We start from the raw sequence: 23,764 nt of genomic DNA on the forward strand, positions 1-23,764 counted from the left end.
ATGATTAAGCTAAGTTCAATCAAGAAACCTATTTCCTTGGCCATGGCTGCAGTCCTGATTCTCACCCTTATGACCGGTACCTTTAATTTCAGACCTGCAACAGCAAGGGCAGCTTCGGTGGAACAGACACGGTTCTTGCAGCTTTACGCTCAGTTGAAAAACCCGGCAAGCGGTTATTTCTCGGCTGAAGGTATACCGTATCATTCGGTAGAGACCCTACTCAGCGAGGCGCCCAATTACGGGCATATGACCACCTCAGAAGCATATAGCTACTGGATGTGGCTTGAAGTATTGTATGGCTATCATACGGGGGACTGGAGCAAGCTGGAGACGGCCTGGGACAACATGGAGAAATACATCATACCTGTTAATGAAGGGGATGGTGTACAGGAACAGCCGACCATGAGCAACTATAATCCAAACAGTCCGGCAACCTATGCCTCCGAGTTCGCGCAGCCCGATCAATATCCGAGCCCGCTGAACGGAAAGTATACACCGGGTAAAGATCCGCTGGATACCGAACTGAAGTCTACCTATGGCAACAATCAGACCTACCTGATGCACTGGCTTGTGGACGTGGACAACTGGTATGGCTTCGGCAATTTATTGAATCCTTCTCATAAGGCCGCTTACGTGAATACTTTTCAGCGGGGCGAGCAGGAATCCGTATGGGAGGCTGTCCCGCATCCATCCCAGGACGACAAATCATTCGGGAAAGCGAATGAAGGCTTCATGAGCCTGTTCACCAAAGAAAGCAGTGTTCCTTCAGCGCAGTGGCGGTACACCGATGCTACCGACGCTGATGCACGTGCAGTGCAGGCTATGTACTGGGCAAAAGAGCTCGGTTATAACAATTCGGTGTATTTGAATAAAGCCAAGAAAATGGGCGACTACCTGCGCTACGGTATGTACGACAAGTATTTTCAAAAAATCGGCAGTGCTGCGGACGGTACGCCTGAAGCCGGAACCGGCAAGGATGCGAACCTTTATTTGCTGGCCTGGTACACTGCATGGGGCGGTGGCCTTGGCGCTAACGGGAACTGGGCGTGGAGAATTGGCTCCAGTCATACGCATCAAGGTTATCAGAACGTAGTTACTGCGTATGCCCTTTCTGATCCGGCCGGCGGCCTGGTCCCGGCTTCAGCAACGGCGGGACAGGATTGGAGTAAATCGCTGACCCGCCAGCTGGAATTCTACAATTGGCTGCAGTCATCCGAAGGGGCAATAGCAGGTGGAGCCACTAACAGTTATAAAGGCTCCTACAGCGCTTATCCGGCAGGCACGAGCACATTTTATGGCCTGGCCTATGACGAAGCTCCTGTATACCATGATCCTCCGTCCAACGATTGGTTCGGTATGCAGACATGGAGTGTAGAGCGCGTAGCGGAGCTGTATTACATTCTGGCTTCCAGCGGAGATACCACTTCGGCTAATTTCCAAATGGCCAAACGCGTTGTAGAGAACTGGATCGACTGGTCCACTGATTATGCTTTTGCCGGCAGCCGTCCTGTGACAGATTCAGAGGGTTATTATCTGAACAAACAAGGACAACGGATTCTGGGCGGAGCTGACCCGCAAGTGGCTACCGTATCCGCACCCGGCGAGTTCTGGATTCCCGGCAATGTAGAGTGGCAGGGTCAGCCGAATACCTGGAACGGATTCAGTAATTTCAGCGGCAACAGCAACTTGAAGGCGGTTACCAAGAATCCAGGTCAGGATACCGGCGTGCTGGGCAGCTACATCAAAGCACTTACATTCTTTGCGGCTGGCAATAAGGCTGAGCATGGAGCCTATACCGCGCTCGGCGGGACAGCCTCACAATTGGCCAAATCACTGCTCGATACTGCCTGGGGTTATAATGACGGGGTCGGTATCACAACAGTAGAAAAACGGGGGGATTATTCCCGTTATTTCACCAAAGAAGTATATTTTCCTGCGGGCTGGACGGGTACTTTTGGACAGGGAAATACAATTCCGGGTAGTTCTACCGTAGCCTCTGATCCTGCCAAAGGCGGAAATGGAGTATACGCAAGCTATACGGATGTACTTCCGGCTATCAAAAATGATCCTAAATGGAGCTATTTGCAGGCGAAATATAACAGCTCCTACAATCCGTTAACCAAGACCTGGGACAATGGAGCTCCTGAGTTCACCTATCACCGGTTCTGGTCACAAGTGGATATGGCCACAGCTTATGCTGAATATGACCGTCTGATCAACAAGAGTACTGTAGAACCTGCTGCACCAAAGGCCCCATCCAAACCGGCGGCAACAGCAGGCGACAAACAGGTAGCGCTTAGCTGGAATAAGGTAACGGGTGCAGACAGCTACACGGTTAAGCGGTCAACCACGAGCGGCGGACCCTACACTAACCTCGGTGTTGTCACTCAGGCCACCTACAAAGATATGAACGTGCTTAATGGTACAACCTACTATTATGTGGTGAGCGCTGCTAATCAAGTTGGGACCAGTCCGGATTCTCCGGAAGTCTCCGCCACACCAGTAGCTGTACCTGTACCTACTGTGGGTGATTTGGTGGTACAATACCGCACAACGGATACGAACTCCGGTGACGCACAGTTCCGTCCGCAATTGCGGATTATCAATAACGGAACTAAAGCAGTAGATCTCAGCACACTCAAGCTGCGTTACTATTACACGATTGACGGGGAAAAAGCACAGCAGTTCAATGTGGATTATGCCACATTGGGCAACAGCAATGTGCAGGGCAGTTTTGTGAAGCTCGTTCCTGCTGTAGCCGGAGCGGATTATTACGTTGAGATCTCGTTCAGTTCGGCAGCAGGCAGCCTGGCTCCCGGTGCGAACACCGGAGAGATTCAGCTGCGGATCAACAAAACGGACTGGAGCAATTACAATGAGACCGGGGATTATTCTTACGATCCAACTAAGACAGTCTTTACCGACTGGAACCGGGTGCCTCTGTATATGAATGGCGTATTAGTATGGGGGCTACAGCCATAATTCCACTGGAATCTGGATAGAGGAATGAAGATTTTGAACATTTCCACGTAAAATCATACAAAAGAACCTTCAACCCACTGCCCAGTGGTCTTGAAGGTTCTTTTGCATACGGCTATATCTTAAAATGCGGAGAAGTTACACCTGCGTCTGCGGCACGACCTTCTCGGCAGCCTCGATAATTCCACCGCCCAGGCAGTGCTCGCCAAGGTAGAATACAACCGCCTGACCTGGTGTAATCGCCTTCTGCGGCACATCAAAGGCTACATGTACTGTACCGTCTTCCCGGGCAGTCAAGGTAACACCCTGATCAGGCTGGCGGTAGCGGAACTTCGCAGTACACTTCACCGGAGTAGCTCCGAGTGTACCTGCTTCGATCCAGTTCACACCGGAGGCGATCAGACCTGTCGAGTACAGACTGTGGTGCTTGTCTCCTTGAACCACATATAGAATGTTACGTTCCAGATCCTTCTCGGCGACGAACCAAGGTTCCCCCGTACCAGAGCCTCCGATACCCAGACCCTGGCGCTGGCCCAGCGTATAGTACATAAGGCCATCATGCCGGCCTTTGACCGCTCCGGTGGCGATGTCCACCATGTCACCCGATTGGGCAGGCAGGTACTGGCTGAGGAATTCGCGGAAGTTGCGTTCCCCGATGAAGCAGACGCCGGTGCTGTCTTTCTTCTTCGCGGTATAGAGTCCGGCTTCTTCGGCAATCCGGCGCACCTCAGGCTTTGGCAGATGTCCGATCGGGAACATGGCCTTAGAGAGCTGGTATTGATTGAGCGCATTCAGGAAATAGGTCTGATCCTTGTTGTTATCCACCCCGCGCAGCAGTTTGAAGACACCGTCTTCTTCAATGACCCGTGCATAGTGGCCTGTGGCCACATAATCCGCGCCAAGCTGAAGTGCTTTATTAAGGAATTCTCCGAATTTGATCTCCCGGTTGCACATCACATCCGGATTCGGTGTCCGGCCGGCCTTATATTCATCGAGGAAATAGGAAAAAACTTTATCAAAGTATTCCTTCTCGAAATTAACGGTATAGTAAGGGATATCAATCTGCTCACATACGCGGCGGACATCCTCAGCGTCGGTCTCGGCTGTACATACGCCGAATTCGTCGGTATCGTCCCAGTTCTTCATGAAGATGCCGATGACGTCATAGCCCTGCTGCTTGAGCAGAAGCGCCGTAACAGAGGAATCGACTCCTCCAGACATGCCGACAACGACACGCGTATCCTGATTTGCCTTTGTCATCGAAATCACCATTTTCTATGCAAAAAATACCGGTGAGCTGACCCGGTTCATTGTGTATTATAGCATACCTGTCTAACTTAGACAGCATTTGCTGACTGCAGTTTGTAGCGGATGTGACGGAATATTTGACAATTTGTCCACCAGTGGCGAACATAATTACAAAAAATTACGGTTTTCGCTCCAAATGTGTCCAAGGATATGATAACATAAGCTGAGAGCAAACATCGGAATACGTTGATATGACATTTCTCATGTGATGCAACGATTAGACTTACTCACGCCAGCAACTAAACCGAAAGAGGTGCACCTTTGAAAATATCGACAAAAGGACGCTATGGATTAACAATTATGATGGAGCTTGCCCTGAAATTTGGCGAAGGTCCTACATCACTTAAGAGCATCGCCGAGAAGAACGGGCTATCCGAGCATTATCTGGAACAGCTGATCGCTCCACTTCGTAACGCCGGCCTGGTGAAGAGTATTCGTGGAGCCTACGGCGGATATATTTTATCCCGTGAATCCAGCACCATTACTGCAGGAGACATCATTCGCGTACTGGAAGGACCTATTTCACCTGTGGATTTCACAGAAGAGGATGACCCGGCGAAGCGGGACCTTTGGCTGCGCATCCGCGACAGCATTGCTGATGTACTGGATTCCACAACCTTGTCCGATCTGATCAACTTTAAAGAAGAAAGTCATGCAGACAATTATATGTTTTACATCTGAACCTCTCCAACCCAAGGTTACACTCAAAGCCCCTTCCCGGGGGCTTTTTTTATTTCCTCACCGTCCGCTTCTGCAAGCAGCAGGTTTGTTATATACCCATAGAGGGTATAATGTACTGAAAACCCAATCCACCCGATCAAGGAGTGCTGCACCTATGAAAAGAATATTCGTATTACTTAGCCTGGTTATGGCCGTTGCTCTTAGCGGCTGCGTGAATGGAAAGAAAACTGCGGAATCGGATGGCGCTACGAACATCAATCAAGTGGCGCATAATGCGGAGATGGAGCATAACGGCTCCGGTGAAGTTCCGGAAGGACTCAAGAAGGCTGAGAAGCCAGCCTTTCCAGTGGGCAGTCAGGTTATTGTCAATGCAGATCACATGCCTGGCATGAAGGGTGCCACAGCGACCGTAGTAGGCGCTTTTGACACCACAGCATATGTGGTTTCTTATACCCCGACTACAGGGGGAGCAAGAGTTACCAACCACAAATGGATCATTCAGGAAGAGATTAAAGATGCGAAGGAGAACCCGTATCCGCAGGGCGCTACTATCACAATTACAGCGGATCATATGAAGGGGATGAAAGGCGCAGAAGGCACTGTGGAATCCTCCGAACAAACGACAGTATATATGATCGACTATACTCCTACAACCGGTGGGGACAAGGTAACTAATCATAAATGGGTTGTAGAAAGTGAGTTGTCAGCAAAATAGTCCGATGTGAGCCGAATCTAACCTGCTGCTTCGTCCACTTCATCAACTAATGCTTTAAAGTCATTGCGTACATTGCCCACCGCCGCTGACACAGGGTACGCCCGCATTTCTTCCGCAGCATAGGGCTGCAATAGCTTCATTAGCTCCGGAACATCATGATTATTGCGGTCAAGCCACTCCGCTTCGGCTTCGCGGCTAAGAATAACGGGCATGCGATCATGGATATCTGCCATCAGACGGTTGGGCTCTGTAGTAATAATGGTGCAGGTGCTCAGCCGCTTCCCGCTGGGATCCATCCATATATCATACAGACCTGCCATGGAAAAAAGCTCACCGCTCTTCATCACGACCCGCATCGGCTGTTTGTTCCCGGGATGCTGTTTCCATTCGTAGAAACCGTCAGCAGGTATGATGCAGCGGCGCGAACTGATAAGGTTGCGGAACGAGGGTCTACTCTGTAGTGTCTCCTGGCGCGCATTCATCATTTTGCTGCCGTGTTTGTCATCCTTTGACCAGGAGGGGACCAGCCCCCAGCGCAGCTCACCGAGCCTGTTCTGCTTGCCGTCATGAATAATCGCAGGAACATTCTGCATGGGGGCTGCGTTGTATTTTGGTGCATAATTGACAATGGAGGCATCCCCAATAAAATAATGGAGCATTAATTCCTCCATGCTTACCATAATGGTATATCTTCCACACATTCTGCAGAGCCTCCCCGGACCTTTGATGTTATGTTAGGGGCTTGTTTACAGTTGTAAAGCCCTCATGCTATGCTCTTTGTATTTCTTAGCATCTATTATAAAGGAAGATGCAGACGATAGCGAAGGAGTGCATCCCATGATTATAGTAAGCTCCTGTCTGGCAGGAATGCAAGTAAGATACAATGGGACAGCTTGTCTGGATGAGACCATTCAGAAGCTGCTGGATAATAATCAGGCGGTTGCCGTCTGCCCGGAGCTTCTTGGAGGGTTCTCCACCCCGAGAGAACCGGCAGAGATTGTTGGCGGAGACGGGGATGCTGTGCTTGATGGAAAGGCTAAGGTCGTTGACCGTCTTGGAAAGGATGTCACCGGAATGTATCTCCAAGGCGCCTATGAGACGCTGGGACAGGCACAGCGGGTGAATGCGTCAATTGTGGTTCTCAAGGAGAACAGTCCTTCCTGCGGCAGCTCCATGATCTACAACGGGTCATTCTCCGGGCGTAAGATTCCCGGACAAGGTGTGACCTCTGCGCTGCTTAGACGCAGTGGCATTGAAGTGATTTCCGAGGAACAGCTCGCCTCCAGATTGGAATCAATCGATTCCCATGAGAAATAAGGTGCTGTGGAATCCGCATAACAATGGTTACAGCATGTTACAATATTGTGTTTATTGACAGGTGGTAAAAGAACAGGTTCAAGAGTATAATCGAATAGTCCTGTATGACAATCCTGAATAACCAGAAGCGGAGAACACGTCATGAAACCGATCTATATGGACCACGCCGCGTCAACCCCGGTTCATCCGGAAGTGGCTAAGGTCATGTATAATATGCTGCTTGAGCAATACGGCAATGCGTCCAGTGTACACACGTATGGACGTTCCGCCAAAAAGATAATCAACGGTGCGCGCGATTCCATCGCGGGCTTTTTAGGCTGTTCGCCGGATGAATGGGTGTTCACAAGCGGCGGCACGGAGAGCGATAATCTCGCCCTGTTTGGGGCTGCTGCGGCCTCTGTACATAAAGGGAAACATATCATTACGACTTCCATTGAGCATCACGCAGTGCTGCATACCTGTGAAGCGCTGGAGAAGCAGGGTTTCACCGTCACTTACCTGCCGGTCGATGCTGCTGGACGTGTATCCGTTACTGACGTAGAAGCCGCCCTGCGCGAAGATACGTCGCTGATCAGTGTAATGTTCGTGAATAATGAGGTAGGAACTGTAGAACCTATACAAGAGATTGGCAGAGTAGCCGCAGAACACGGGATTCTATTTCATGTCGATGCTGTACAAGCTCTCGGCATGCTGCCTATTACTCTCCGCGAGCTTCCTGTGGATTATATGAGCTTCAGTGCTCACAAAATAGGCGGTCCTCAGGGGATTGGCGGGTTGTATGTGCGGCGGGGAGCCCCCTTGCTTCCAAGACAGTATGGTGGACTTCAGGAACGCGGTAGACGGGCCGGAACCGAAAGTCTAGCGAACTCAGCCGGCTTTGCCAAGGCTGTGGAGCTTGCAGTAACCGGGCTGGAGCAGCATAGGGACAAAGCGTTCATGCTGCGGACAACATTGCTGGAGAAGCTGGATCGACGGATCGGGCGAGATAGCTATGTTATTAACGGAGACAGACAGGAATTTATGCCGTCCATACTGAATCTGAGCTTTCCCGGAGTGAGAACCGATGTGCTGCTAATGAACCTTGATATGGAGGGGATTGCTGCTGCGAGCGGTTCGGCCTGCACCTCTGGTTCTCTGGAGATTTCACATGTGCTGCAGGCGATGAGGCTTCCAGAGGAACTTTTGAACTCTGCGATTCGATTTAGCACAGGTTTGGGTAATACTAATGAAGAAATGGAGTACGTGGCCCAAAAAGTTGAAACCATCCTGAATCGGCTGCGTAAGAAGGATTAGGCTCAGGTATAGCCTCGTTGCCGATACAGTGTTTGAGTGCTCTTCAACCCAAAGGGAACTCGTAAGTACACTCAAAGTAAAAGGGGACATCAACAGCCATGAAACTTCAAGAAATGATCGGCTTGGCTGTATACGAGGTTGAAGAAGGTAACGAAATCGGCAAAATTGTCGACGTTATACTCGATTCAAACTGGAATATAACGGGTATTGAACTGGAAAGTAAAACTTTTTTCTCCAGTCATGTGAAAGTTGTGGCATGGGAAGATATCGTCGCTTATGGCGAGGATGCTGTCATGATCCGCAGTAAAGAGTCGATTGTGAAGGCTGACACTGACCATATACCCTATACATTTCTTTTGGGAAAAAATAAATTAAAGGATCTTCAGGTGCTTACGGCATCCGGAACGATCCTCGGACGTGTATCGGATGTTTATTTTGACCAAAAGTTGGGAAACACAATAGTAGCGCTGGAAATCAGTGACGGGTTAGTAACTGATTTGATCGAAGGCCGCAAATGGCTGCCTTGTTCTGATGGAATGTCCATTGGGGAGAATTCCGTACTGGTTCCCGCGATGAGCGAAGAACGGCTTCAAAAAGCCATTAATATTGTTAACGGATAGGTGGAATGTTTGATATGAAGTGTCCAAACTGCAACTCCAAGGATATCGGCAAGATTGGTTCCCACCAGTTCTATTGCTGGGGCTGCTTCATCGAACTGACAGTCAACGGCGAGAAAATGTCGGTGTATCAGGTTGAAGAAGACGGCACGCTAAGCTCGCTTGACGATTTGTTCTCCGGGGAAGAGATAGCTCAGGATTTCCCGCAGATTCATGCGTCTTCTTGATCTCTCTCCTGATTCTTGTTCCAAATGAGTTACATAGATTTGCCGCACCCAATTTTTGAGTGGCTCTTGCAGCCGCCCGGAAATTGGGTTTTTTGCTTTTCTACAAAAGTTGCATCTTTGTTATATGCACTAAGGAATTGGTATGTTCCCTGCCGGAGACGGGCCCTATACTGAAATCGACCAGCGGTAACGCCGGGATTCTACGAGTTCTACATAAGGGGGAATGTTTAGATGTACCGCAGAGGATTATCCAAACTACTGGTTACAGTTATGCTGCTGTCATGGCTTCAGCTTCCGGTAAACACGGGATTGGCCAGAGCAGCGGGGTTAGAAGGGCTGCCCGGATCAGCTGAAAGCACAGATAGCGCTAATGCAGCCGGAACAGCAGCATTTGCCGATATGAATCAGCATTGGGCTGAGGCAGCGGCGGATAGGCTGGCTGCCGCCGGGATTTTGCAGGGCGACGGCCAAGGCCGATTTGAACCGGGACGCGCGGTCACGCGCGCAGAGATGGCGGTTATACTGAGCCGGGTATTCCGTTACAGTAACCCTGGTAATTCCGCTTTTAAAGATGTAAGCGCTTCTTCATGGTATGGAAAGGATATTGGCGGGGTCAACGCAGCGGGTATCATTAAGGGTTATGCGGACGGCCGGTTTCAGCCGGAAGCGGCTGTAACGCGGCAGGAAGCGATAACGATGCTGGCCCGGGCTTTCCGGCTGGAGGCCTCTTCCCAGGTTGCCGCGGGCGGACAGGCCGACGGGATAGCCGTTAGCAGCTATGCCCGGGAAGCTGTGAATGCCATGCTTGAGAAGGGTTATATCCGCGGTGATTCGGAGGGTAAGTTGAATCCGCAGATTACGATGACACGTGCTGAGCTGGCGGCGCTGCTCGGCCGGATGATCGGATGGATCAGTCCGGGGGAAGGGACTTATTCGATTGGTGCCGTGTCCGGTAACGTTATTGTCAACCGGGCGAATGTAAGGATAGATGGCGGGGCAGTCAACGGAAATCTTTATGTGACTGCCGGAGCGGGAGAGGGGGAAGTATCATTCTCCGGAATCCAGGTGAAGGGGAATACCCTGATCTCCGGAGGGGGCGGATATTCAGTCGTCTTCCACAAATCATCCTTGGGGCAGACCACCCTAAACGCATCCAAAGCGACTGTGTGGCTCATCCTGGAGGATGGAAGCTCAGCCCATGGAATCGAATTGCTCCAGCCGGCCAAAGTTGAAATTGGGACTGGCTCAAGGGTGGATGCCCTGATCGTCGGTGTTGCCGCCGCTGGATCCGAGATTATTAACCGGGGTCAAATCGGTTTGCTTGAGACAAAAGCGGGTGATGTTCTGCTCAACGGAACAGTACTCAAAGCCGGTGACACGCTTCGGGATTTATCCGGAATTAGTAGTTCACCAAAGGCCAGTGCTGTGGCTACCTCCACGGCGAGCGGCGGAACTGGAAATGGAGCGATACCTGTGCCAGCTACACCCGCTCCGCCATCCGAGGTGAATCCATGGGAAATGGTCTGGAGTGACGAATTCGACGGCCCATTCATTGATAAGAACAAATGGAATATTCAAGATACAGGGAATGTATACAATAACGAACTGGAATATTACCATCCGGACAACGCCTCATTGGAGAAGGAGAGCGGAAAGAGTGTACTGGCACTGGAAGCGCGTAAGGAAGCTTACGGCGGCAAGGGGTATACCTCTGCCAAGCTGACCTCCAAGATGAAGGGTGACTGGACGTACGGGAAATTCACGGTGCGCGCCAAGCTGCCGATTCAGCAGGGCATGTGGCCAGCTATCTGGATGATGCCAACCGACGAAGAGAAGCAGTACGGACCTTGGCCCGGAAGCGGTGAGATGGACATTATGGAATTGACAGGACCGGTGGCCGGTGATACGGAGAAGGCCGATCTGTACCCTAGAACCGTTCATGGTTCCATACATTACGACATTCCACATACGTCCCAGTCCAAGACCTACGTTCTGCCGGAAGGCCAAACGTTCGCTGACGATTATCATGACTTCACGCTTGAGTGGCTTCCAGGGCTGATCCGGTATTATGTGGACGGTAAAATGTATTTCGAAACGAGTGATTGGGGAACCAAGGCTGAGGGCCAGCCGGATTACTATACGTACCCTGCGCCGTTTGACCGGCCGTTCTATATGATTCTCAATCTGGCAGTGGGCGGCGATTGGCCGGGGAATCCGGCGGCTGACTTCCAGTCAGATAAGATGTATGTCGATTATGTACGGGTCTACAAGTACAAGAATCTGGATCAGTGGCCGGACGTAACCGGACATCGTCCAACGAAGCCTGAGATATCGGTTCCGCAGCGTCCTGCTCTTGCGGATGGTAACGAGATCTACAACGGCGATTTCACCGGTGCCGCAGCAGCGGACGGGCTTCCTAAGTACTGGGAATTGATCGAGAATGCGGGCGGTGCGGGTACAGCTTCCGTCGTTGATGATACTGATAAGGGCAAGGCGGTGAAGGTTGCTGTCCAAGAAGCGGGCACCAAGAATTATGCCATTCAGCTTACCCAAATGCCGCTGATGCTGGAGAAGGGTAAAGCCTACAAGGTAACATTCGATGCCAAAGCAGATGCAGTCCGTCCGCTAATGAGCAAGCTTACCGAATTCGGCGGCGGATGGACAGCCTATTCCAAGGAACGGAATTTCCAGCTCACTCCGGACTGGCAATCGTTCGAATACACCTTCAACATGGACCAGGCTACCGACAACAATGTCCGATTCGAGTTCAATCTGGGCCTTAATGACATTGCAGCTTATTTCGCTAACGTCAGGGTTGTGGAGACGAAGCCTCTGCCGGTGATTCGTACTCCGCTTGCAGACGGAAATCTGATTTATAATGGAGGGTTTGATCAAGGAGAAGGGCGGCTGGGGTACTGGACATTTGCGGTTAAGCCAAATTCAGGGGCAGTAGCTGAAGCCAAGGTAACCAATATACTGGAACTGCCGCTTATGAAAAGGGAGCTGGAGGCTGAAGTCCGGAATACCGGCGGATCACCACAGGATGTGATACTCACCCAGACGGGCATCCCTATATCTTCAGGAGGGGTCTATCAGCTCACGTTCGATGCCAGATCGGATCAGGCGCAGCCGATCGGAGTCAAACTGGAGACCGGCGGTGGAGACCCGCTCTATCCCGACGGATCAACCTTTACACTAACACCGGATTGGAAGAGCTATACAGCGGAAATAGCGCTGGCTGGTGCGTCCGGCACTGAAGGTGCACTGTCATTTCTTCTTGGACAGTCAGCCGGACAGACTGGGATCGATAACGTGCGTCTGGTCCGCAAGACCGATCCGCCCGCACTTAGCGGCGGTTACCTGCATCTCCGTGCCGATCAATATTGGAGCGCATCAGGAATCAGCCTGACACCGAGCGGTGAGGGCGGCAAGGATGTTACCGATATGGATAAGGGGGATAACGCAGAGTACAAAGTGGTTCTTCCTCAGGCAGCAAGCATTGTGCCGGTGGCCCGGGTGTCCAGTGTACGGGCGGATTCTGAACTGGAGCTGTCTGTACTGGATGCCGGCAAGCGCAGTGTGGTGACGGCATCCGTCTACAACACTGCAGTTGGAGATACGGGAGGGCTTCAATCTTATCGTGCAGTTATTGGAGCTCCGCTTGAATTGCCTGCGGGAACCTATTATTTCCGTCTCGGCGGCAGCGGCTACAATCTGGCTTGGCTGGATCTTTCCCGCGAACTGGTGGTGAACGGAAGCTTCAAGAACGCTTCGGCCGAAGGCTGGACGCTGTTCAAGAAGGATTGGGTGGACAATGATCCGGTGAAGAATACCGTGATGACCGCTGAGCATGGAGCGCTGCAGATTGCCCTTGGCGGCAGTGGAGACGAGGAGTGGAATGTACAAGTGAAGCAGGATGCAATTCCGGTAGAGCAAGGTAAGAAGTATCTGCTTCGCTTTGATGCGGAAGCCTCTGTAGCCCGGTTGATGCGGGTACTGGTTCAACATGACGGTTCTTCGGACAACGATTGGACCGCCTATACGAACCAGACAGCCAGTCTGAGTGGAGCCGGCGGACACTTCGAATACTATTTCACCTCTCCGGTAAGCGATTCCTCCGCCCTGCTTCAGTTCAGTCTCGGCAAGGTGAACGAGGTGTTGGGGGCGCACAATGTCAAGCTGAGCAACATTTCTCTCCTTCAGGTAAGTCCGGTGCTCGCCGGAGAAGCGTATGGGGAGAATCTGATCCCGAACGGGGATTTCTCGGCTCCGCTCCAAGGCTGGAGCTCGTATTCCTCTGACAGCGGTGAATTGTCTATTGATAATGTGAATGGATCACTGCGGATGCAGGTTGGTTCCACAGGGACGAACAGCTGGGACCGGCAGGTCTATTATGAGGGAGTAGCTTACAACGATGGCAATCATTACACGCTTACTTTTAAAGCCAAGGCAGGAGCGGCGCGCAAAATGAACATCAGCATCGGCTGGTTGGATGCCGCGAACAATTATACCTGGCATGGATATGCGAGCAAAATTATTGATCTTGGTACGGACTATGCTGAATATACCCTTGAATTCGACGTTACCGGAGAAAGCACACCGATCGGCCGGATCTCTTTCGAACTGGGGAATATTGAGAATGGGGGCTCGGGTCAGCTTGCGGTAGATGTTGATGATATTGTCCTGACGAACAACGGAATGGTATCTGCACCTTAAGAGAAGCTTTATAATTTGTTATCCAGGCTTGGGATTTGGTATTTAGACCGGTACCAATCGCTTTTATAATCAATACATGGGGGACGGGCAACCGTTCTCCATGATCTTCAAAAGACAATGGGGGAGATTAATTGTGAAAAAGACAGCCGTTTCCATTAGTGCACTGCTCATGGCATTTTCAGTAGTCGTCAGCGGATGTGGGGGCAATAACAATTCATCAAATTCTGCTAACAACGGAGGAAAGAAAGAAGAGGCGAATGCGACTACGGCTCCTGCAGCTTCTGAAGCTCCAAGCACGAAACCAGTTACACTGAACGCCTGGGTCATGCCGAACAGTCCGAAACCGGATGCGGACTTCCTGAAGACCCTTGATCCCTATCTGAAAGAGCATCCGAATGTCAAAGTCAAGGTAACGGTGCTGGACTGGGGTTCTGCCTGGACTAAGATCACAACGGCGGCGACAAGCGGCGAAGGCCCGGACCTGCTTCAGCTGGGTAGCACCTGGGTACCGGCAATTGCCAGCATGGGCGGTATAGACAAGGTGACTGACAAAGTTGCCGATGTGGGCGGTGCTGAGGCTTTCTTGCCGGCAATCTGGCAAACAACCTCCATTGCAGGCGACAGCGAGGTGTACGGAGTACCGTGGTTCGTGGATGCGCGTGCCATTTACTACCGGACGGATGTGTTCAAGCAAGCCGGGGTAAATCCGAATACTGCATTCAAGGATTGGGATTCCTTCAAAAGCGCGCTGAAAGCGGTCAACGGACAAACGGTTGACGGTAAAAAGATCGCTGCGCTGGGACTTCCGGGCAAGAACGACTGGAACGTGGTGCATAATATTTTTCCTTGGATCTGGGCTGCAGGCGGCGACGTTCTCTCCCAAGATAATAAAGGTGTAGTATTCAACGAAGAAAAAGGTCTTAAAGGCGTTATGTTTTACACAGGACTCGCGCAAGAAGGTCTTGTTGAAAAATCATCACTCGAAAAGAACTCGTCGCAGATCGAGGGTGACTTCGGTGACGGCAAGTCGGCAGTGATTATCTCCGGCCCTTGGCTCGCCAAAAACTTTGCTACGCCAAAAGCAAACGGGGGTATGGATGACAAGAAGGCAGCGAAAAACTTCGCGGTGGCTCCGCTTCCGGCTGGTCCTGAAGGACAAGCCACCTTTGTCGGCGGCAGTGAGCTGACAGTATTCAGCGGCTCTAAAAACAAAGAAGCCACATGGGATGTTATTAAATACCTGACCTCGGATGAAGCGGAGAAGGCTTATGCCAATGTATCCGGTCAGCTTCCAGCCAGAGTGTCCCTTCTGAATGCGCCGGACCTTGATGTCCATATGAAAGCATTCTCGGAAGCAACTAAATACGGAAGAACCTACCCGTCCATTCCACAATGGGGACCTACAGAAACAGCACTGCAAAAGCATTTTGCTAACGTGTGGGATATCGTTGCCGGTGTGAAGGGTACGTACAGCGAAGAAAGCATCAAGAAGGAGCTGGACTCCGCAGCGGCTGAAGTCAAAGCCATTATTAATCAATAACTACTAGAATTTTGGAGGCCGCCGCGCGATAGGGCACGGCGGTTCTTCCATTAACAAAGTGAGGGATAGTAGATGGGACTCCATACTGAAAACGATCTTCCCGTGAAAGTGAAAGCCTCTTCCGGCAAGCGAGCATTGTGGTTCAAGCGGGTCAGAGAGAACAAGTTCGCTTATATGCTGATGGTGCCGACCATCATCTTCATGATGCTGGTACACCTGCTCCCGATGCTCCAGGGCATCTGGATGTCATTTTTGAAGCTGAATCAATTTACACTTGTCAAATATTTAAAAGCGCCTTTTGTCGGCCTGGAGAATTACACCGGACTGCTGTTCAACTCCGATAATCCGGTCCGCCAAGGGTTGAATTTTGCCATACGCAATACCGCAATTTATGCGGTTATTGTAACTATAGGTGTGATGATTATGGGGCTGATGATGGCCATGCTGCTGAACCGTGATTTTCCCGGGCGCGGCATTGCCCGTACAGCCATGCTGCTTCCCTGGGTCATCCCTTCCTATGTTGTCGGCGTACTCTGGGGCTTCATGTGGCAGCAGAATGGTATTATCAACTATTTTCTGGTCGATGTATTGCATCTTTATGCAGAGAAGCCCTTCTGGCTGCTGGGACCGAATACCATCTGGGCGATCATTATCCCAACCATCTGGCGCGGCTGGCCGTTCTTGATGGTCATTTTCCTAGCGGGACTCCAGACCATTCCTGAGGATATCTACGAAGCAGCAACCATTGACGGGGCCAATAAGCTCCGCCAGTTTTGGAATATCACACTGCCGATGCTTAAGCCGGTGATAGCGGTACAGCTTTTATTCCAGATCATTAACAATGTCTACTCCTACAATATCGTTTCCACGATGTTTGGTAATGGTGCCGGATATCCGGGAGAGTGGGGAGACCTGCTGATGACGGCCTTGACCCGCCAATCCTTCGGCTATTGGTCATTTGGTTCCGGTTCTGCCGCTTCAATGATGCTGATGTTCGTAATGCTGATGGTGGTCGGTGTCTGGTACCGAGCTTTTAGATCGGAGTTGAATGCCCAATGAGTACACACCGAAAACGTTCTGTTACTTCGTTTCTTCTGACTTCTCTGACCTGGTTCATCGTTGTAGTGACGATATTTCCGATTCTGTGGATGATTTTTACCTCCCTGCATTCGAACGATCAAATTCTGAACGGTATCACAACCTTCAGCTTGCCGAAGCCGCAGTGGGTCAACTACATCAATATGTGGGACACGGTTAACTTCGCGATATATTTCCGCAACAGCCTGTTGATCTGTGGTGCGACCACCCTGCTTGCCGGTTCCTTTGCCGTTCTGGCAGGATATGCGCTGGCCCGGTTTGATTTTCCCGGATCCAAGCTGTTCAGCATGAGTATTATTTCCACCCAGCTTATTCCGGGCATTATGTTCCTGTTCCCGATTTATCTAATGTTCCTGTGGATCAAGAATACGTTCGGTTTGCCGATGATCAACACCTACTGGGGAATGATTCTCGTCTATACGGCGTTCTATACTCCGATCAGTATCTGGATTATGCGCGGTTTCTTTGTTTCCATTCCAAGAGATCTGGAAGAATCGGCTGCGATTGACGGCTGCACGAAATTTCAGGCGTTCTATAAAATTATTCTACCGCTGTCTCTGCCCGGAATTATTGCGACATGTATCTTTATCTTTCTTACGGCGTGGGATGAACTCCTCTTCGCCTGGGTACTCACAACCAGCTCAGACGTACAGACCATTCCGGTTGGTATTCGCCTGTTTGTCGGCCAGTACAACACCCGCTATGACCTGCTGATGTCGGCCTCCACTGTCGTAACAGTGCCGGTTATGGTGATATTCTTCATGACGCAGAAATACTTTATTAGTGGTATGACCGCGGGAGCCGTTAAGGGCTGATCCGCAGTATACCAGGAAAGGTGAGGGCTCAATTATGTTAAAGCTTACTACTGCAAGAGAAGCGGCGGTTTCCGCCGAGGACATTCTGAGACAGGCATTCGCTGACCGCATTGGGAGCGGTGAATATCTTAGCGCATTATTTACCGATTCGGAACGCCGCGGGGCTGTCGGAATAGCGGGGCTTCCGCTTCGGCTGCCTGCCATACAGGAGCTGCTCAAGCTGCCTGCCTTGGCTGCGCTGCTGCCGGCTGAAGCCGGTGCATCCGCGCTGTTCACCATAAACGGCGAAGGCAAGACGCTATCCTTGTATATCCGGCTCGCCGGCAGGCAGGAGGAAAAGGTTGAAATACCGGAGACTGCCGCAAGGGAGGCTCTGGCTCAACTGCAGGCCGCACCTGGCTGGGCAGGAATGCTTAATACCGAGGGGGAGCATGTAATCGATCTGCGTTCACCTGTACCGGGTCCGCATTTTGCGGTGAATCTGCTGCTGGGCAACCGCCTCCGCTTTCCGCATCCTTTGCAGACCACGCCCAAGAGTGTTGTTGACCGGTTCGGCGGGGGCAGCTTCCGCTCACACGCAGCGACACAGGTACTGGCGACCCGTTGGGATATGCGCCAGGAAGAGAACGGCTTCCCGGCAAACCGGCAATTCTATTTGTTTGAGGGCGGGAAACAAATCTTCTATTCCGCAGACCCTGGAGATGAAGCAATTGTATCGGCAGTCTGCAGACATTCACAGAATGCAACCGTCATACACTACCGCACCCGCTGCGGTCTGGATATTACCCGTACGATCTTTATCCTGCCGCACGCTGAGGGGATGCCTCTGGCCACCGAAATGCAGCGGATAGAGATTGTGAACCACGGGGAAGAGAAACGCCAGCTTCGGATTGTCTATACCGGAATGTTCGGTTCTGCCGCTCCGGGCGCATTGTTCGAGGATGTGTTGTACAGTAATGTCATCATGCAAGGCGGTGTGCTTCAAGATTCCACAGGAGCTGTGGCAGCTATCAGCCCCGATTATTATCCGGAAGGCGGCAGGCACGATCTGCGCTTCCACACGATGATCCTTCATGGGGAGGACGGAGCGGTGCTTCCGCGGGAATTCTGCGTCAGCTACAATGAATTCGTCGGTACAGGCTCGCTGTTCCGGCCGGCGGGTGCTCTTAAGCTCAGCAGCATTCTGCACCGCAAGGGACCAGGCTTCTTCGCTGTAGCAGGGGAGGTTCATGTATCCGCTGGGAGTGTGGCAACGATCGACCAGTTGACTGGGCTTGTCTCGGACAAGAGCGGCGCGCCTTGGAACGACACGGTGCTCGCAGACGAGGTGGGGGCGCTGGTCGCCCGTTTCTCTGACCGCAGTGCGGCAGAATCGGCCCTAGCGGAATCGTCCGGCTTCGTACGTGAGTATGGCAGGTTCCTGCAGGTATCCTCCGGTGACGAGAAATTCGATGTGTTTGTTAACCGCAACCTGCCGTTTCAAGTGCTCTACCAAACGTTTGTCTCCCGTTCCTTTTGCCAGACTCAGAAGGGGTACAGGGAAATTGGCTTCCGCGAGATCCAGGATTTGTACGCCTCAATGTACTATTTCGTCGGTATGGGAAAAAGCGGTCTGGTGAAGAGCCTGCTGAAAGAATGGACCAGTATGGTGTTCGAGCTGGGCTATGCTTATCACAATTTCTTCTGGGTTGGCAAAGAGCCGGGAAAATGGTCTGACGATGCGTTATGGCTTGTTCAAGCCGTTTACCGTTATGTCATGCTGACTGGAGATCTGGAATTCCTGGATGAGTCCTGCCAGGTGGCGGGACAAGAAGCCAGCCGGCCGGTCTTCGAGACACTCAAGGCGATTATTGTATATTCAGGGCAGATTTCCATCGGCCGCCATGGTCTTCCGTTGCTGGATTATGCGGACTGGAACGACTGCCTGAAGCTGGATGACACGTATCTGAATGGTCCGGCTAAGGAAGAGCTCTACCGGAAGCAACTGGAGGCAGGCGGGGTGTTCGGGGATTCGCTGGAAAGCGATTATTCCGAGAGCGTCATGAATGCTTTCCTGCTGAAGGTGGCGGTAGATGAACTGTCCGCCTTGGCCGCCCGCAAGGGAGAGCAGGATTACGCCGATGAGCTGGAACGCTTCGGAGGCAAGCTGCGCGGTCGCATTCAAGAGCATGCCTGGAAGGGTAACTTCTTCGCCCGCGTGCTATTTAACCGGTACCCTAACGGGGAATATACGTACTTGGGCGCAGCATCCGACGGTCTGTCTTCAGATCCGGCATCCGACGGTTCATACTTCCTGAACTCCTTCAGTTGGAGCATCCTGTCAGGCTGCGCAGAAGAAGCACAGATCGCTGTAATGCTGGACACCATGAAGTCACATCTTATGACTCCTTTCGGGCTGAAGCTGGTCTCGCCGGTTGCTCTGGGACGGGTATCCTCCCACACGGCTTCGGACGAATACTTTCCGGGCGACCGGGAGAACGGCGGCGTGTTCAAGCATGCCTGTATGATGGCTGCTGCAGCGATGTTCAAGGGAGCCAAGGAAGTGTTGGATGCGGGACTTGCCGCAGAGCTGGGCCGCTTCGGCTATTGGCTGCTGGACCGGATCATGCCGTTTAAAACCATGGAAGATCCGTTCGCCATTTGCGGAAATCCGCGATTCTGCACACAATACAATAACAGCGAGACTGGTGAGAACATCGGTCCGATGCTAAGCGGCACCTCGACCTGGCTCACCCTCTCGCTGATGGAAGCGCTAGGTATTGAATATACGGCGCAAGGCATTGCACTCCAACCGATTCTGCGGGAAGAGCAGACGGAGTTCGCCTACACGCTCAAGCTCGGCAGTTCCTCGTACCGGATTCATATCAGCAAGCCGGAGGGCTTCCGCCGGATACAGGATGGAACAGCCCGTATGACCTTGGATGGCCGGGTGCTCGAGGGAGGACTTGTACCGGCTATAGATGATGGTCTCACCCATGAGGTGGAGCTGCGGTTTGAAGGCTAAGAGCGTTACAATGACCGGTCGCGGAACTCCTGCGGGGTCATGCCGGCGTATTCCCTAAATAGTTTTATAAAATAATGGGCGTTGGAGTAGCCAAGCTCAGCGGAAACTTCATAAATTTTCAGCGGCGTATGGATTAGCAGATACGCCGCTTTTTCCATCTTTACCTGGCTGATATAATCGCTGATTCGCTTGCCGGTCTCCAGCTTGTACATCTTGGATAAATAGACCGGGTGCATCTGGATATGATCGGCGATGGCTTGTAGTGAGACATAGTGCAGATTGCTGTTGATATATTCATGAACGTTTCGGATCAGAACAGTCCGGCTGTCCCGCCGTTCCGATTCAAAATGATCCTTCAGCAGAACGATGACCTCCAGCGCCCATTCCCGCAGCTTATCAGGTGTTTGGAAGGGAGCCTGCTCCAGCAGTGGATTCCCCACTATCTCGCTCAGCATTTTGTTGTTCTTGTGGGCGAAATAATAGAAAGCCGTCTCCAGATGCAGACGGGCCTCATGGATATGCTCCAGTGAGTGCTCCGGATTCCGGACCAGCTCCGATACAATGGCTTCCAGCTTGTCTTCGATACCCTGCCAGTTGTTCGCTTCGAACATATGGAAGAGCAGCGGAGGCTCATAGAGGGGCTGAAGAATAACCACTGGCTGGGAGCCGCAGTTGTCTGTTACGTCCAGATAAATGCCTGTTTCACTTCCGATATGTTGGCGGATAGCCGAAATAGCGGATTGATAGAGCGTGTAGACCTGGTCGGGGAAACCTCCCCAGCCAGTAGTCACAACGGATAGGCCGCCTCCTATCAGCGTGCTGACATGGTTCTGCAGCTGATAGGCCGCTTGGGCGACATCGTCAGCAGGATGGCCGCCGGATTCAATGTCATCCCTGGGCTGCAGCAGAAATACGAGATAATCATGCACATCCTTACAGGACCAGATGCGGAAACGGTCCTGAAACAGCTCTTGTGCGATATTGATGATCGCGTATTCGAACAGCAGCATGCTGTGCATGTCCTGGCGCCGGAAGAATTCCTCCGGTCTGACGACTGCGAGGCATACCTGCAGATCGGTCCGCAGGGGCAAATCGAACTGGTCCAGCCGTTCTTGCAGTTGCGGCCCAGCCAGTTTTCGGCCTTGAAGCAGTTCCCCGAGCAGACGATCCCTCAGGAGCGGAAGGTGCTCACGGAAGGTCTGCAGAGTCCTCTGATAGGAGGAACGTGTCTCCCACTCTTTGCGAAGCTCTTCCTGGAGCTTAACGATAACAGCGATCAACTGGTCGTTTGCAATCGGCTTTAGGAGATAGGCGCTGGCTTGCTCTTCTATTGCTTTGCGGGCGTACTCAAACTCGGCATAACCAGTCAGCATAACTACCCGGATGTGCTTCCAGCGGCTGCGTATAGACGCGATCAGCTCAATGCCCGAGATTTCCGGCATATTGATGTCAGTGACTACAATGTCGATAGGATAGTGTTGCAGCAGCTCGAGCGCCTCGTACCCGGAATAGGCTTTATGAACCTGTTCGAACCCCATTTCGGCCCAAGGAAGAGAGATGGAGAGATCATCTACAACGTAAGGTTCGTCGTCAACCAGCAGAATTTGGTGCATGGTGTTCCTCTTTCTTCTCCATACGGAGAGTGATTATTAGACCGCCTTCAGAGGAAGGGGCAATTAGAAGGCCGGAAGAATCATTATAATGAGATTTAAGACGCTGTTGAATATTCCATAGCCCGCAGCCACCGTCCTCGCGCGTCGATTCGGACATTCTGGCATGCAGAGAGGCAATCGCTTCAGGGGTCATGCCGGCTCCGTTGTCCTCAACGGTGATGGTGATCGCTTCATACGTCTGGCTCGCGGTGATTCTTATGAAGCCCTGGCCGATTTTTTTCTCAATTCCATGAATAATACTGTTCTCAACTAAGGGTTGAATCAGCAGCCGGGGAATTTGCAGGCCCAGCAATTCATCGGCAATATCCATCTCGTAACGGATGCGCTGTTTTCTCAAATTCTGAATCTCCAAGTAATTCTCCAGCAGCTTCAGCTCATCCTGGAGCGTTGTGAGAGAGTGGTCAACCTTAGTAATATAACGGTAATACTCGCCAAGATTCAGCGCCATCGCTTCCACCGAATCTGTATCACCAACAACGGCCTTGCTCTTAATGAAGAACAGGCAATTGTAGAGAAAGTGCGGATTGATCTGTGATTGGAGCTGTTTCAAGTGGGCGTCCTTGACCCGGAGATGTTCCAGATAGACCTGTTCAATCAAAGATTGAATTTGCTCCGCCATCTCATTGAATTCTTGGTTGAGCATCGTGAACTCGGGATTGGTCCTGGTATGAATCCGTGTAGACCAGCGTCCTTCCTTCATTCTGTTGAGGGAACGCAGCAAAAGGCTTACCGGACGCTGTACTTGACGATAGAGCTGAAGTGAGAACAGAAGACTCATGACCAAAAGGATGGCGGAACCTGTCAAAAAGGAATACCGGCTGCTCCGGATCGGCTGAAGAATCTGCTTCAGCGGTGAATAATGCACGACCTGCCAATTAATGGCCGAGGATGGGACGGAGCTGACGAGAAAGCTGCCTTCCTTGAGGCTGAAGATCTCCGAACTCCCCTGGCTGGTTGAAGGAGCCAGTGTTGCAACGATCTGTTGCGCCATTTCCCGGTCGGTATGGCGTGATAGAATCACCCCGAATGAGGGATGGAACAGGAAGGTGTCACCCTTGTTTTGTGACTGGTAGGTATCGAACATCCGTTCAATATTGGATACTGGAAAATACATTGACATCAGCAGTCCCGCCCCGCGGGGTTCATTCCTGCTCTCGGCAGGGTCGGACAACAGCAGACGGAAGCCCGCTTCAGAGTTGTCCGTGTCCTCCGAAATATACTCCCAGCCGGAAGGCAAAGGCTTCTCCAGTATGGAGGAATCGAAGGAGAGAGAGGAATCCGAGCCGAGGGTCTCGCCGCTGTGCGGCTTGTACAGCACAATCCGGTTCTCCCACGTGCTGGAGCTGGTCTGCAATGAAAGCTTCTCCAGCACGGTCATAATGGTCTGGGCGGGATCAATGAGATGGCCGAATTGCCGGATCTGCTCATAGTCGCGGACGGTGGGATCTCTCTGAAGGGCATACATACTGCCCGCTAATTGGTTGATGTTATTGTCCATCTGCTGGGTCAGGAACTCCAGATGATTCAAATCGGTCGTTTTTATCTGATTCGTAATGACCCCGACATCCTTGCGGTAGGATAATCCATAGAATAAGAGCGTAACTGAAATAAGGGATAGAAGAATCGCAACCATTTTAATAAACAGGTTCGGACGCCAGGTCATAAGATCATCCTTTTCAAAGACTTCACTGTACTACAAGAAAGTGTATCACACGATGCTGAAGATGATTATGATACAATTTGTTCAACTCCCAAGAACACTACGAAAAGCAGGAGGTTCC

Annotated in this window: 16 protein-coding genes; 12 read left to right on the top strand and 4 right to left on the bottom strand. The window is 51.6% G+C overall.

Going from position 1 to position 23,764, the window contains the following annotated elements; translation table 11 throughout:
- Positions 1-2,982: a glycoside hydrolase family 48 protein gene (locus AC0MA3_RS03540; RefSeq protein ID WP_474655197.1), complete on the top strand. Its 2,982-nt coding sequence runs from the start codon at positions 1-3 to the stop codon at positions 2,980-2,982.
- A gap of 135 nt (positions 2,983-3,117) precedes the next feature.
- On the opposite strand, the gene mnmA is transcribed toward AC0MA3_RS03540, so the two are convergent.
- Positions 3,118-4,239: a tRNA 2-thiouridine(34) synthase MnmA gene (mnmA, locus tag AC0MA3_RS03545; RefSeq protein ID WP_474655198.1), complete on the bottom strand. Its 1,122-nt coding sequence runs from the start codon at positions 4,237-4,239 to the stop codon at positions 3,118-3,120.
- Between the two features lie 309 nt (positions 4,240-4,548).
- On the opposite strand from mnmA, the gene cymR reads away from it, so the two are divergent.
- Together cymR and AC0MA3_RS03555 are read left to right on the top strand one after the other, a co-directional pair.
- The gene (gene cymR, locus AC0MA3_RS03550) at positions 4,549-4,968 is read left to right on the top strand and encodes a cysteine metabolism transcriptional regulator CymR (RefSeq protein ID WP_379161010.1); all 420 of its coding nucleotides are present in this window, start codon (positions 4,549-4,551) and stop codon (positions 4,966-4,968) included.
- A 154-nt stretch (positions 4,969-5,122) separates the two neighbouring features.
- On the top strand, positions 5,123-5,683 hold the full coding sequence (locus AC0MA3_RS03555) for a YdhK family protein (protein WP_474655199.1): 561 nt from the start codon (positions 5,123-5,125) through the stop codon (positions 5,681-5,683).
- Positions 5,684-5,700: 17 nt separating this feature from the next.
- On the opposite strand, the gene AC0MA3_RS03560 is transcribed toward AC0MA3_RS03555, so the two are convergent.
- Entirely contained in the window at positions 5,701-6,384 is a 684-nt protein-coding gene (locus AC0MA3_RS03560; protein ID WP_474655200.1) for an SOS response-associated peptidase, read from the bottom strand.
- Between the two features lie 136 nt (positions 6,385-6,520).
- On the opposite strand from AC0MA3_RS03560, the gene AC0MA3_RS03565 reads away from it, so the two are divergent.
- The 9 genes from AC0MA3_RS03565 (at position 6,521) to AC0MA3_RS03605 (ending at position 20,310) form a co-directional block, all read left to right on the top strand.
- Positions 6,521-7,000, top strand: coding sequence for a 2-thiouracil desulfurase family protein (locus AC0MA3_RS03565; RefSeq protein ID WP_474655201.1), 480 nt, complete (start codon positions 6,521-6,523; stop codon positions 6,998-7,000).
- A gap of 141 nt (positions 7,001-7,141) precedes the next feature.
- Positions 7,142-8,293, top strand: a complete 1,152-nt coding sequence (locus AC0MA3_RS03570; protein ID WP_474655202.1) for a cysteine desulfurase family protein — start codon at positions 7,142-7,144, stop codon at positions 8,291-8,293.
- A 98-nt stretch (positions 8,294-8,391) separates the two neighbouring features.
- The gene (locus AC0MA3_RS03575; RefSeq protein WP_379161019.1) at positions 8,392-8,913 is read left to right on the top strand and encodes a PRC-barrel domain-containing protein; all 522 of its coding nucleotides are present in this window, start codon (positions 8,392-8,394) and stop codon (positions 8,911-8,913) included.
- A 14-nt stretch (positions 8,914-8,927) separates the two neighbouring features.
- Entirely contained in the window at positions 8,928-9,137 is a 210-nt protein-coding gene (locus AC0MA3_RS03580; RefSeq protein ID WP_042179559.1) for a hypothetical protein, read from the top strand.
- Positions 9,138-9,368: 231 nt separating this feature from the next.
- Positions 9,369-13,853: a carbohydrate binding domain-containing protein gene (locus tag AC0MA3_RS03585; RefSeq protein ID WP_474655203.1), complete on the top strand. Its 4,485-nt coding sequence runs from the start codon at positions 9,369-9,371 to the stop codon at positions 13,851-13,853.
- A gap of 133 nt (positions 13,854-13,986) precedes the next feature.
- Positions 13,987-15,393 carry a sugar ABC transporter substrate-binding protein gene (locus AC0MA3_RS03590; protein WP_474655204.1) on the top strand — a complete coding sequence of 469 codons (1,407 nt, stop codon included), beginning with the start codon at positions 13,987-13,989 and terminating at the stop codon, positions 15,391-15,393.
- A 72-nt stretch (positions 15,394-15,465) separates the two neighbouring features.
- A complete protein-coding gene (locus AC0MA3_RS03595) occupies positions 15,466-16,452 on the top strand; it encodes a carbohydrate ABC transporter permease (RefSeq protein ID WP_474655205.1) in 987 nt (328 codons plus the stop codon).
- A complete protein-coding gene (locus AC0MA3_RS03600) occupies positions 16,449-17,306 on the top strand; it encodes a carbohydrate ABC transporter permease (RefSeq protein ID WP_379161029.1) in 858 nt (285 codons plus the stop codon). Before AC0MA3_RS03595 ends, AC0MA3_RS03600 begins: the two co-directional genes overlap by 4 nt.
- Positions 17,307-17,340: 34 nt before the next feature.
- Positions 17,341-20,310: a GH36-type glycosyl hydrolase domain-containing protein gene (locus AC0MA3_RS03605; RefSeq protein ID WP_474655206.1), complete on the top strand. Its 2,970-nt coding sequence runs from the start codon at positions 17,341-17,343 to the stop codon at positions 20,308-20,310.
- Between the two features lie 5 nt (positions 20,311-20,315).
- Here AC0MA3_RS03605 and AC0MA3_RS03610 read toward each other — a convergent pair whose 3' ends face one another.
- Together AC0MA3_RS03610 and AC0MA3_RS03615 are read right to left on the bottom strand one after the other, a co-directional pair.
- Positions 20,316-21,923, bottom strand: a complete 1,608-nt coding sequence (locus tag AC0MA3_RS03610) for a response regulator (protein WP_474655207.1) — start codon at positions 21,921-21,923, stop codon at positions 20,316-20,318.
- Entirely contained in the window at positions 21,901-23,646 is a 1,746-nt protein-coding gene (locus AC0MA3_RS03615) for a sensor histidine kinase (protein ID WP_379161034.1), read from the bottom strand. Before AC0MA3_RS03615 ends, AC0MA3_RS03610 begins: the two co-directional genes overlap by 23 nt.
- Positions 23,647-23,764: the final 118 nt, after the last annotated feature.

It is taken from the genome of Paenibacillus sp. LS-5 (assembly GCF_056121505.1).

What these genes read in the sequence shown, in the direction of transcription:
- AC0MA3_RS03540 (WP_474655197.1), top strand. Translation starts at nt 1, where the DNA reads ATGATTAAGCTAAGTTCAATCAAGAAACCTATTTCCTTGGCCATGGCT.
- mnmA (WP_474655198.1), bottom strand. Translation starts at nt 4,239, where the DNA reads ATGACAAAGGCAAATCAGGATACGCGTGTCGTTGTCGGCATGTCTGGA.
- AC0MA3_RS03555 (WP_474655199.1), top strand. Translation starts at nt 5,123, where the DNA reads ATGAAAAGAATATTCGTATTACTTAGCCTGGTTATGGCCGTTGCTCTT.
- AC0MA3_RS03560 (WP_474655200.1), bottom strand. Translation starts at nt 6,384, where the DNA reads ATGTGTGGAAGATATACCATTATGGTAAGCATGGAGGAATTAATGCTC.
- AC0MA3_RS03565 (WP_474655201.1), top strand. Translation starts at nt 6,521, where the DNA reads ATGATTATAGTAAGCTCCTGTCTGGCAGGAATGCAAGTAAGATACAAT.
- AC0MA3_RS03570 (WP_474655202.1), top strand. Translation starts at nt 7,142, where the DNA reads ATGAAACCGATCTATATGGACCACGCCGCGTCAACCCCGGTTCATCCG.
- AC0MA3_RS03575 (WP_379161019.1), top strand. Translation starts at nt 8,392, where the DNA reads ATGAAACTTCAAGAAATGATCGGCTTGGCTGTATACGAGGTTGAAGAA.
- AC0MA3_RS03580 (WP_042179559.1), top strand. Translation starts at nt 8,928, where the DNA reads ATGAAGTGTCCAAACTGCAACTCCAAGGATATCGGCAAGATTGGTTCC.
- AC0MA3_RS03585 (WP_474655203.1), top strand. Translation starts at nt 9,369, where the DNA reads ATGTACCGCAGAGGATTATCCAAACTACTGGTTACAGTTATGCTGCTG.
- AC0MA3_RS03595 (WP_474655205.1), top strand. Translation starts at nt 15,466, where the DNA reads ATGGGACTCCATACTGAAAACGATCTTCCCGTGAAAGTGAAAGCCTCT.
- AC0MA3_RS03600 (WP_379161029.1), top strand. Translation starts at nt 16,449, where the DNA reads ATGAGTACACACCGAAAACGTTCTGTTACTTCGTTTCTTCTGACTTCT.
- AC0MA3_RS03605 (WP_474655206.1), top strand. Translation starts at nt 17,341, where the DNA reads ATGTTAAAGCTTACTACTGCAAGAGAAGCGGCGGTTTCCGCCGAGGAC.
- AC0MA3_RS03610 (WP_474655207.1), bottom strand. Translation starts at nt 21,923, where the DNA reads ATGCACCAAATTCTGCTGGTTGACGACGAACCTTACGTTGTAGATGAT.
- AC0MA3_RS03615 (WP_379161034.1), bottom strand. Translation starts at nt 23,646, where the DNA reads ATGACCTGGCGTCCGAACCTGTTTATTAAAATGGTTGCGATTCTTCTA.